Genomic DNA, 10,122 nt, shown 5'->3' with positions numbered 1-10,122 from the left:
GCACGCCGACGATCTGCGTGCAGGCCGCGACGGCCAGCGCGCAGATCGCCAGGAACAGCACCGACACGAGCCGCAGCGACACGCCCTTGGCTTCGGCCAGCTCGGGCTGCAGCGAGGCGAACACCAGCGGGCGCAGGATCGCGGCCAGCGCGATCAGGCTGACCGCGCCGATGCCGGCCAGCACCATCAGCGTGCCGTGGCTCACGCCGAGCACGTTGCCGAACAGCAGTGCCGTGACCTGGGTGGCGTAGCTCGTATAGAAATGCAGGAACAGCAGCCCCGCGCCGAGCGCGAGCGACAGCGTCACGCCGATCGCCACGTCGCGGCCCGCGAGCCGCTCGCCGAGCGCGCCCATCGCGATGCCGGCCGCGAGCGTGAAGCCCACCATGCCCCAGATCGGCGACACGCCGAGCAGCACCGCGCCGGTCGCGCCGGTGAAGCCGACGTGCGAGAGCGCATGGCCGGCGAAGGTCTGCCCGCGCATCACGAGGAAATAGCCCACCACGCCGGCCAGCACCGCGACGATGCCCGACGCGATGAACGCGTTGACCATGAATTCGTATTCAAACATCGTGCTGGTGTCCGCCGTGCGAGTGACCGGGGTGGCTGGAGTGGCCGTGGCCGCCATGCGAGTGCGAATGACCGTGCCCGCCGTCGTCCTCGTGTTCGTGATCGTGTTTTTCCACTTCGACATCGCCCGACATCACGAAGATGCGGCCGTTCACGCGCATCACGTCGATCGGCGAGCCGTACAGGCGCGACAGCACCGGCTTGGTGATCACTTCGTCCACCGTGCCGAGCGCGGCCGTGCCGTTGCCGAGATAGAGCACGCGGTCGAGCGCGTTGAGCAGCGGATTCAGTTCGTGTGCGGAGAACAGCACGGTGATGCCGAGCTCCTGCTGCACGCGCCGCACCAGTTCGACCACGCCGCGCTGATGGTGCGGATCGAGGCTGATCAGCGGCTCGTCGAGCAGCAGCAGCTTCGGTGCGCCGAGCAGGCATTGCGCGAGCAGCAGGCGTTGGCGCTCGCCGCCCGACAGCTCGAACAGCGGGCGCCGAGCCAGCGCCGTGGCGCCCACCAGTTCGAGCACGCGCGCGACATCGGCGCGGGTTTCGCGGTTGACGCTCGGCAGGCCCCAGCGATGGCCGTCGGCCGCCATCGCGACGAAATCGTAGCCGCGCACGCGGCGCCCGGCCAGCGCGCTGCGGATCTGCGGCATGTAGCCGATGGCGGGATTGCCGCGCGCCACCGGCGCGCCGGCCACCGAGATGGCGCCCTGCGCGGCCGGCACGAGGCCGAGCACGGCGCGCATCAGGGTGGTCTTGCCGGCGCCGTTCGGACCGAGCACGCCGACGAATTCGCCGGCGTCCAGGGTCAGGCTCACGTCGCGCAGGATCGTGCGCCCGCCCAGTTCGAGCGTGACGCGATCGAGTGCGAGCGCGGGTTGGGATGCGGTCATGGAATCAATGTTTGGCCAGCGCGGCGCTCAGCGCATCGAGCTGCGTGAGCATCCACTGCTGGAAGTTCTTGCCTGCCGGTTCCGTCTCGGTGACGCTGAAGGTGGGCACCGAGGCGTCCTTCGCGATCTTCAGCATCCGCTTCGTCATCGGCTCCTCGGCCTGGCTGTTGTAGATGAGCGCCTTCACCTTGCGGTCGCGCAGGTCGCTCTCGAACGCGGCGATGTCCGACGCGCTGGCTTCCGTGTCGTTCATGGTGGCGAGCTGGAAGCTCAGGTTGCGCATCTCGAGGCCGATCGCGTCCGACATGTAGCCGAACACCGGCTCGGTGGCCGTGACCGGCACGCCCTTGTACTGCGCGCGCAGCGCGGCGACCTTCGCGTCGATCGGCTTGAGCGAGGCGAGGAAGCTGGCGAGGTTCGCGTCGTACTGGGCCTTGTGGGCCGGATCGGCTTCGGACAGCGCCGCGCCGATCGCCTTCGCGGCAGCCGGCATGGTGGCGGGATCGTACCAGAGATGCGGGTTGTCGCCGGGCTTCTTGCCGACCAGATCGGCCACCACGATGGCCTTGCGCGTGGCGTTCTTCGAGGCGGACAGCAGCTTGCCCATCCACGGGTCGTAATCGGCGCCGTTGTAGACCACCAGGTTCGCGTGCTGGAGTGCGCGCGCGGTTTTCGGGCTGGCTTCGAACAGGTGCGGGTCCTGATCGGGATTGCTGAGGATGCTGGACACGGCGACGTTCGCCCCGCCGATCTGCTTGACCACGTCGCCGTAGAAATTCTCGGCGGCCACCACCTGCACCTTGGCGGTCTGGGCGAGGGCCGGTGCGGCCGGTGCGGCGAGCGAGAGCGCGGCGCAGCCGGCGGCGAGCCAGCGGGTCAGACGGAAACGGGCGCGCAGCGGCGCGCGCGACGAGGCGGCGAAGGTCATGCTTGGTCCTTGACGGGATGGGCAAACCGCACGCCCGGACGGGCGCGCGGCGGGGCGGGTCACGCGTGGGGCGTGCCCTTCGGATGGGTCTTGCATTCGCCGCACAGGCCGGTCAGCTCGACCACCTGGCGATGCATCTCGAAGCCGTGAGCCGATTCGCAGGACGAGAGCTGGTGCGCCAGGTCGGCGCCCGGAATCTCGACCGTGTCGCCGCACGAGTCGCAGATCAGGAACTGGCCTTGATGGGGCGGTCCGATCTCGCAGCAGGCGAGGAAGGCATTCTTCGATTCGATGCGATGGATGAAACCGTGCTCGACAAGAAAGTCGAGCGCGCGATAGACGGTGGTGGGCGGCATCCGGCCGCGCTCGGGCGCCAGTTCGCCGATCAGGTCGTAGGCGCCGATCGGCCGCTGGGCGGCCAGCACCTTTTCATACACCTGGCGGCGCAACGGGGTCCACGTCAGCCCGTGTTCGGCGGCAAACGCATCGGCGCGGGCGAGGCGGGCTTGCAGGGGTGAGGTCGAGGCCATGGCAGGGCACCAGTCGGGACGATGAAAAGCGAATGATATAACGTATCTCGCGAATCTGCATGAAGTGCGGCAACAAGCGGCTGCGCGCGATGCGGCAGCGCATCATCGAAAGCGGCGTTTTCGCCTTGACAGCACCGGCCCGGTATCCGATTATTCGATCGCAATCTGAGCAAATGATCATTCGGTGGGCGTTAGCTCGCTGAATGCCAAATGAAACGACGAATAACGATATCGGAGACACTCGTGAGATTGCAGGACAAGGTCGCGATTTTGACGGGCGCCGCGAGCGGCATCGGCGAGGCAGTCGCCCAGCGCTATCTGGACGAGGGCGCACGTTGCCTGCTCGTCGACCTGAAGCCGGCGAGCGGTTCGCTCGCGGCGTTGATCGAGGCGCATCCCGAGCGCGCCGTCGCCATCACGGCCGACGTGACGCAGCGCGAGGACATCGCGCGGATCGTCGCCAGCGCCGTGGAGCGCTTCGGCGGTGTCGACATCCTGTTCAACAACGCGGCGCTGTTCGACATGCGCCCGCTGCTCGACGAATCCTGGGACGTGTACGACCGCGTGTTCGCGGTCAACGTGAAGGGCCTGTTCTTCCTGATGCAGGCCGTGGCGCAGCGGATGGTGGAGCAGGGCCGCGGCGGCAAGATCGTCAACATGTCGTCGCAGGCGGGCCGCCGCGGCGAGGCACTCGTTTCGCACTACTGCGCAAGCAAGGCGGCCGTGCTCAGTTACACGCAATCGGCCGCGCTGGCGCTCGCGCCGCACCGGATCAATGTCAACGGCATCGCGCCGGGCGTGGTGGATACCCCGATGTGGGAGCAGGTCGATGCGCTGTTCGCGCGCTACGAAAACCGTCCGCTCGGCGAGAAGAAGCGCCTGGTGGGCGAGGCGGTGCCGCTCGGCCGCATGGGCCTGCCCGCCGACCTGACCGGCGCGGCGCTGTTCCTCGCGTCGGCCGATGCCGATTACATCACCGCCCAGACGCTCAATGTCGACGGCGGCAACTGGATGAGCTGACGCCATGGCCGAGATCGTCGTCGCCGGCGAGCTGCTCGCCGAATTCGTGGCCCTGAAGCGCGGCCAGGGTTTTGCGGAGCCCGGTGAGTTCGTCGGCCCGTTCCCGAGCGGCGCGCCGGCCATCTTCGCCGATCAGGCGGCCCGGCTCGGCGCCTCGGTGGCCTACGCGGGCTGCGTGGGGCGCGACGCGTTCGGCGATGCGATCGTCGCGCGGCTGGAATCGCACGGCGTCGAATCGCGCGCGATCCGGCGCGTGGCGCGGCCCACCGGCCTGGCGTTCGTCGCCTATCGCGACGATGGCAGCCGCCAGTTCGTCTACAGCATCGACGGCAGCGCCTCGGCCATGCTGGAGGCCGCCGACGTGACGGCCGAGATGTTCGAGGGCTGCCGCTATTACCACGTGATGGGCTCGTCGCTGACCAGCGAGAACGCGATCGCCGCGATCAAGCACGGCGTGATCGAGGCGGCGCGGGTGGGCGCGAAGATCTCGTTCGATCCGAACGTGCGCCCCGAGATGCTGTCGTTCAAGCCGATGCGCGCCGCACTCGAAGCCTTGCTCGATGCCTGCCACCTGTTCCTGCCGAGCGAAGCCGACCTGCCGTTCTTCTGCGGCCCGCAGGCGCCCGAGCGCGCGATCGCCGGGCTGCTGGCCACGCGGCCGCTGCTGGAGCGCGTGGTGCTCAAGCGTGGCGCGGCCGGCAGCACCTCGTATGACCGCCAGGGGCAGATCGAAGTGGGCGGCTACGACACCACCGAGGTCGATCCGACCGGCGCCGGCGATTGTTTCGGCGGCACGCTGGTGGCGAGCCTGATCCAGGGCTGGCCGATCGACGCGGCGCTGTCGCGCGCCAACGCGGCCGGTGCGCTGGCGGTGGCCAAGGTCGGCCCGATGGAGGGCAACAGCTCGCCCGCCGACATCGTCGCGTTCCTGACCCAGCGAGGTGTCGCATGTCCGGCCTGAGTTCCGTGGCGGCGCCGCGTGCGGCCGCCGATGCGGGCCGCACGCTCGGCGCGATCTTCGAAGCGAACCGCGCGGGCGCGGTGCGCGGCATCTATTCGGTCTGCAGCGCCCATACGCTGGTGCTCGAGGCGGCGTTCGAGGCGGCGCGCGACGACGGCTCGCCGCTGCTGATCGAGGCCACCTGCAACCAGGTCAATCATCACGGCGGCTACACCGGCCTCACGCCGGCCGATTTCCGCCGCGAGGTCGAGGCGCTCGCGCGGCGCACCGGCTTCCCCGTCGAGCGGCTCGTGCTCGGCGGCGATCACCTCGGCCCGAACCCGTGGCGGCACCTGCCCGCGAAAGACGCGATGCAGGAAGCCGCGACCATGGTGGCCGGCTACGTGGCCGCCGGTTTCACGAAGATCCATCTCGACGCCAGCATGGCCTGCGCCGACGACGTCGCGCCGCTGTCCGACACCGTGGTGGCCGAGCGCGCCGCGCGCTTGTGCGCCGCCGCCGAGGCCGCGGCCGAAGCGGCCGGCACCGCGCCGGTGTACGTGGTGGGCACCGAAGTGCCGGTGCCGGGCGGCGAAACCGCCGGCGAGGGCGATGCCGCCGCCGGCCCGATGTCGCACATCAAGGTGACGCGCGCCGACGCCGTACGCGTGACGCTCGACGCCCATCGCGACGCGTTCGCGCGCTACGGGCTCGACGCCGCGTGGTCGCGCACGGTGGCGGTGGTCGCGCAGCCGGGCGTGGATTTCGACGATCGCCAGGTGCTCGACTACGCGCCGACGAAAGCGGCCGAGCTGGCCGCCAGCATTCTCGATACGCCGCGCTTCGTGTTCGAGGCGCATTCCACCGATTACCAGACCGAGGCCGCGCTCGCGGCGCTGGTGCGCGATCACTTCGCGATCCTGAAGGTCGGCCCGGGCCTCACGTTCGCATTGCGCGAGGCGCTGTTCGCGTTGTCGTACATCGAGGACGCGCTGGTGGACGATACTGCCCGCTCGCGGTTGCGCGACGTGGTGGACGACGCGATGCGCGCACGCCCCGAACACTGGGCGCCGTACTACCGTGGCGACGAGGCCGCGCAGCGCCTCGCGCGCCAGTTCAGCTACAGCGACCGGATCCGCTATTACTGGCTGCAGCCCGCCGTGGCCGCGGCGGTGGAGCGCCTGTTCGCGAACCTCGCGCGGCACGCGCCGCCCGAGACGCTGGTGGCGCAATGGCTGCCGGATGTCTACGAGGCGCGCCGTTCGCACGCGCTCGGCGACGATGCCGCCGCCTGGGTCCGATTCCGGATCCGCCAGACGATTGCCCGCTACGCTCGCGCGTGCGGGATGCAGCAAGACGGGTGAGGCCACGCGCCTGCTCGATCGACGACAGACCGTAGACGACAATCGATAACACAGACACAGGAGACATGCCATGCAAGGACAGACGCTCATCGCCGCCGCCGTGCGACTTCTCGCCGGCGCCGCGCTCGCCTCGTCGGCGCTCGCCGCGCAGGCGGCGACGCTGACCATCGCGACGCTGAACAACCCCGACATGATCGAGTTGAAGAAGCTGTCGCCGGCGTTCGAGAAAGCGAACCCCGACATCAAGCTCAACTGGGTGATCCTCGAAGAGAACGTGCTGCGTCAGCGCGCGACCACCGACATCACCACCGGCAGCGGCCAGTTCGACGTGATGGCGATCGGCACCTACGAGGCGCCGCAATGGGGCAAGCGCGGCTGGCTCTCGCCGATGACGGGCCTGGCCGCCGACTACGATCTGAACGACGTGGTGAAGACGGCGCGCGATTCGCTGTCGTACAACGGCCAGCTCTACGCGCTGCCGTTCTACGTCGAAAGCTCGATGACCTACTACCGCAAGGATCTGTTCGCGGCCAAGGGCCTCAAGATGCCCGACCAGCCGACCTACGACCAGATCGAGCAGTTCGCCGACAAGCTGACCGACAAGGCCAACGGCACCTACGGCATCTGCCTGCGCGGCAAGGCCGGCTGGGGCGAGAACATGGCCTACGTGTCGACGCTCGTGAACACCTACGGCGGCCGCTGGTTCGACGAGAACTGGAACGCGCAGATCACCTCGCCGGAATGGAAGAAGGCGATCACGTTCTACGTGAACCTGCTGAAGAAGGACGGCCCTCCGGGCGCCAGCTCGAACGGCTTCAACGAGAACCTGACGCTGACCGCCTCGGGCAAGTGCGCGATGTGGATCGACGCGACGGTCGCGGCCGGCATGCTCTACAACAAGCAGCAGTCGCAGGTGGCCGACAAGATCGGTTTCGCGGCCGCGCCGGTGGCCGTCACGCCGAAGGGCTCGCACTGGCTGTGGGCCTGGGCGCTGGCGATCCCGAAGACGTCGAAGCAACAGGACGCCGCCAAGAAGTTCATCACCTGGGCGACCTCGAAGCAGTACGTGGAAGCGGTGGGCAAGGACGAAGGCTGGGCCTCGGTGCCGCCGGGCACGCGTCAGTCGACCTACGCACGCCCCGAGTACAAGGCCGCCGCGCCGTTCTCGGATTTCGTGCTGAAGGCGATCGAGACGGCCGACGTCAACGATCCGTCGCTGAAGAAGGTGCCGTACACGGGCGTGCAATACGTCGGGATTCCTGAATTCCAGTCGTTCGGCACGGTGGTGGGCCAGTCGATCGCGGGTGCGGTGGCGGGCCAGATGACGGTCGATCAGGCGCTGGCTGCCGGCCAGGCCGCCGCCGACCGCGCGGTGCGCCAGGCCGGCCTGAAGAAGTAAGGCCGCCTCGCTGCCGTCATGCGCGATCCGGCCGCGGCCGGATCGCAACGCTGCGGCGCGCGCCGGGCCTCGCCCGGCCGCCCGCACGAGATTCGAGAGGTCCGAGCATGCGACACCTACGTCTTCCCTTTCATTCCACGGCGCCCATGACCGATACGTCTCCCGCTTCCTCCGAGTCCGCGCGCGGCAAGCCCGCCCGCTGGCTCGTCACGCCGTCGGTGGCGGTGCTGCTGCTGTGGATGTCGATTCCGCTGGCGATGACGATCTGGTATTCGTTCACGCGCTACAACCTGCTGAACCCCGATGAAAAGGGTTTCGCCGGCCTCGACAACTACCATTACCTCGCCACCGATCCGTCGTTCCTGCCGGCGATCTGGCACACGCTGGTGCTGATCGTGGCGGTGCTGGCGATCACGGTGATCGGCGGCGTGCTGATGGCCGTGCTGTTCGACCGCAAGTTCTACGGGCAGGGCATCGCGCGCCTGCTCGCCATCGCGCCGTTCTTCGTGATGCCGACCGTCTCGGCGCTGATCTGGAAGAACATGATCCTGAACCCGGTGTACGGGCTGATCGCGCACGTGATGCGCGCGTTCGGCATGGCGCCGATCGACTGGTTCGCCGAGTATCCGCTGGCGGCGGTGGTGATGATCGTCGCGTGGCAATGGCTGCCGTTCGCATTCCTGATCCTGTTCACGGCGATTCAGTCGCTCGACCAGGAACAGAAGGAAGCCGCGCGCATCGACGGCGCCGGCCCGATCGCGATGTTCTTCTACATCACGCTGCCGCACCTGAAGCGCGCGATCGCCGTGGTGGTGATGATGGAAACCATCTTCCTGCTGTCGATCTTCGCCGAAATCTACACGACGACGGGCGGTGGCCCGGGCAACGCCACCACCAACCTGTCCTACCTGATCTATGCGCTGGGCCTGCAGCAGTTCGACGTCGGTCTCGCTTCCGCCGGCGGCATTCTGGCCGTGGTGCTGGCGAACGTGGTGTCGTTCTTCCTGGTGCGGATGCTCGCCAAGAACCTCAAAGGGGAGTACGAAGCATGAGCGACCTGAGCGTAACCCAAGCCGCGGCCGCCACGCCGCGCAAGACCGGCGGCGGCCTCGACAAGCTCGGCCGCGCGATTCCCGGCGTGCTGGCCTGGCTGATCGCGCTGCTGCTGTTCTTCCCGATCTTCTGGATGGCGATCACCGCGTTCAAGACCGAGCAGCAGGCGTATTCGATGTCGCTGATCTTCACGCCGACGCTCGACAGCTTCCGCGAGGTGTTCGCGCGCAGCAACTACTTCGGCTTCGCCTGGAACTCGATCCTGGTGTCGGTGGGCGTGACCGTGCTGTGCCTGCTGCTGGCGGTGCCGGCCGCCTACGCGATGGCGTTCTTCCCGACCAAGCGCACGCAGAAGGTTCTGCTGTGGATGCTGTCGACCAAGATGATGCCGTCGGTGGGCGTGCTGGTGCCGATCTACCTGCTCTGGAAAAACTCGGGACTCCTCGATACCGTCAGCGGCCTGGTGATCGTCTACACGCTGATCAACCTGCCGATCGCGGTGTGGATGACGTTCACGTATTTCGCCGAGATTCCGCGCGACATCCTCGAAGCGGGCCGCATCGACGGTGCCACCACCTGGCAGGAGATCGTCTACCTGCTGATGCCGATGTCGCTGCCGGGCCTGGCGTCCACCTCGCTGCTGCTGGTGATCCTGTCGTGGAACGAGGCGTTCTGGAGCATCAATCTGACCAGCTCCAATGCCGCGCCGCTGACCGTGTTCATCGCGTCGTACTCCAGCCCCGAAGGCCTGTTCTGGGCCAAGCTGTCGGCGGCCTCGTTGCTGGCGGTCGCGCCGATCCTGATCGTCGGCTGGCTGTCGCAGAAGCAACTGGTGCGCGGCCTCACGTTCGGGGCGGTCAAATGAGCCTGCCCAACGCGAACGGAACGGGCGGCCGCGACCGCCTGCTGATCTGCGATTGCGACGGTGTCCTGATCGACAGCGAAGCGGTGGCGGCCGGCGTGCTGGTGCGCGAGCTGGAAGCGCGCTGGCCCGGCGTCGAGGTGCGGCCGATCGTGATGCCGCTGCTCGGCCTGCGCACCGAGCGCGTGCTCGAAAGCGCGGCCGCGCAGGCCGGGCGCACGCTCGACGCGAACGAGGTGGCGGCGATCCGCACGGCCGTCGAGCGCGCCGCGGTGCTGGCGCCGGCGGTGGACGGCATCGACGCCGCGCTCGACGCCATCGCGCTGCCGATCGCCTGCGCGAGCAACAGCAACCGCGCCTACGTGGAAGCGGCGCTCACGCGCACCGGCCTGAAGCGGCACTTCGGCGAGCGGCTGTTCTGCGCCGACAGCGTCGAGCGGCCGAAGCCCGCGCCGGACGTCTATCTGGCCGCCGCGCACACGCTCGGCTTCGCGCCGGCGCACTGCCTGGTGGTGGAGGACAGCGCCACCGGCATCACGGCCGCGGCCGCGGCCGGCATGACGGTG

Annotated in this window: 11 protein-coding genes; 7 read left to right on the top strand and 4 right to left on the bottom strand. The window is 68.5% G+C overall.

Annotated elements, in window-relative coordinates; translation table 11 throughout:
* The 4 genes from ACYP33_RS13315 to ACYP33_RS13300 form a co-directional block, all read right to left on the bottom strand.
* Positions 1-571: metal ABC transporter permease (locus ACYP33_RS13315; protein ID WP_459622232.1), on the bottom strand; the 571-nt coding region annotated here is incomplete at its 3' end.
* Positions 564-1,460, bottom strand: coding sequence for an ABC transporter ATP-binding protein (locus tag ACYP33_RS13310; protein WP_459622230.1), 897 nt, complete (start codon positions 1,458-1,460; stop codon positions 564-566). The genes ACYP33_RS13315 and ACYP33_RS13310, both read right to left, overlap by 8 nt.
* A 4-nt stretch (positions 1,461-1,464) precedes the next feature.
* Positions 1,465-2,388 (bottom strand): metal ABC transporter solute-binding protein, Zn/Mn family, encoded by a 924-nt coding sequence (locus ACYP33_RS13305; protein ID WP_459622228.1) that lies wholly within the window; start codon positions 2,386-2,388, stop codon positions 1,465-1,467.
* A 59-nt stretch (positions 2,389-2,447) separates the two neighbouring features.
* Positions 2,448-2,918 carry a Fur family transcriptional regulator gene (locus tag ACYP33_RS13300; protein ID WP_414442953.1) on the bottom strand — a complete coding sequence of 157 codons (471 nt, stop codon included), beginning with the start codon at positions 2,916-2,918 and terminating at the stop codon, positions 2,448-2,450.
* A gap of 243 nt (positions 2,919-3,161) precedes the next feature.
* Here ACYP33_RS13300 and ACYP33_RS13295 point away from each other — a divergent pair, with 243 nt between their 5' ends.
* The 7 genes from ACYP33_RS13295 to ACYP33_RS13265 all read left to right on the top strand — a co-directional run.
* Positions 3,162-3,938, top strand: a complete 777-nt coding sequence (locus tag ACYP33_RS13295; RefSeq protein ID WP_414451114.1) for an L-iditol 2-dehydrogenase — start codon at positions 3,162-3,164, stop codon at positions 3,936-3,938.
* A 4-nt stretch (positions 3,939-3,942) separates the two neighbouring features.
* Positions 3,943-4,899: a sugar kinase gene (locus ACYP33_RS13290; protein WP_414451115.1), complete on the top strand. Its 957-nt coding sequence runs from the start codon at positions 3,943-3,945 to the stop codon at positions 4,897-4,899.
* On the top strand, positions 4,887-6,242 hold the full coding sequence (locus tag ACYP33_RS13285; protein WP_459622226.1) for a D-tagatose-bisphosphate aldolase, class II, non-catalytic subunit: 1,356 nt from the start codon (positions 4,887-4,889) through the stop codon (positions 6,240-6,242). The genes ACYP33_RS13290 and ACYP33_RS13285 overlap by 13 nt, the downstream gene beginning before the upstream one ends.
* A 70-nt stretch (positions 6,243-6,312) precedes the next feature.
* Positions 6,313-7,641: an ABC transporter substrate-binding protein gene (locus ACYP33_RS13280; protein WP_414442949.1), complete on the top strand. Its 1,329-nt coding sequence runs from the start codon at positions 6,313-6,315 to the stop codon at positions 7,639-7,641.
* A 107-nt stretch (positions 7,642-7,748) separates the two neighbouring features.
* On the top strand, positions 7,749-8,693 hold the full coding sequence (locus tag ACYP33_RS13275; RefSeq protein WP_414451117.1) for a carbohydrate ABC transporter permease: 945 nt from the start codon (positions 7,749-7,751) through the stop codon (positions 8,691-8,693).
* On the top strand, positions 8,690-9,559 hold the full coding sequence (locus ACYP33_RS13270) for a carbohydrate ABC transporter permease (protein WP_459622223.1): 870 nt from the start codon (positions 8,690-8,692) through the stop codon (positions 9,557-9,559). Before ACYP33_RS13275 ends, ACYP33_RS13270 begins: the two co-directional genes overlap by 4 nt.
* The coding region (locus ACYP33_RS13265) for an HAD family hydrolase (protein WP_459622221.1) at positions 9,556-10,122 on the top strand (567 nt) is incomplete at its 3' end. The genes ACYP33_RS13270 and ACYP33_RS13265, both read left to right, overlap by 4 nt.

It is taken from the genome of Burkholderia sp. 3C (assembly GCF_054589155.1).
This window is presented reverse-complemented; position numbering and strand designations above follow the sequence as displayed.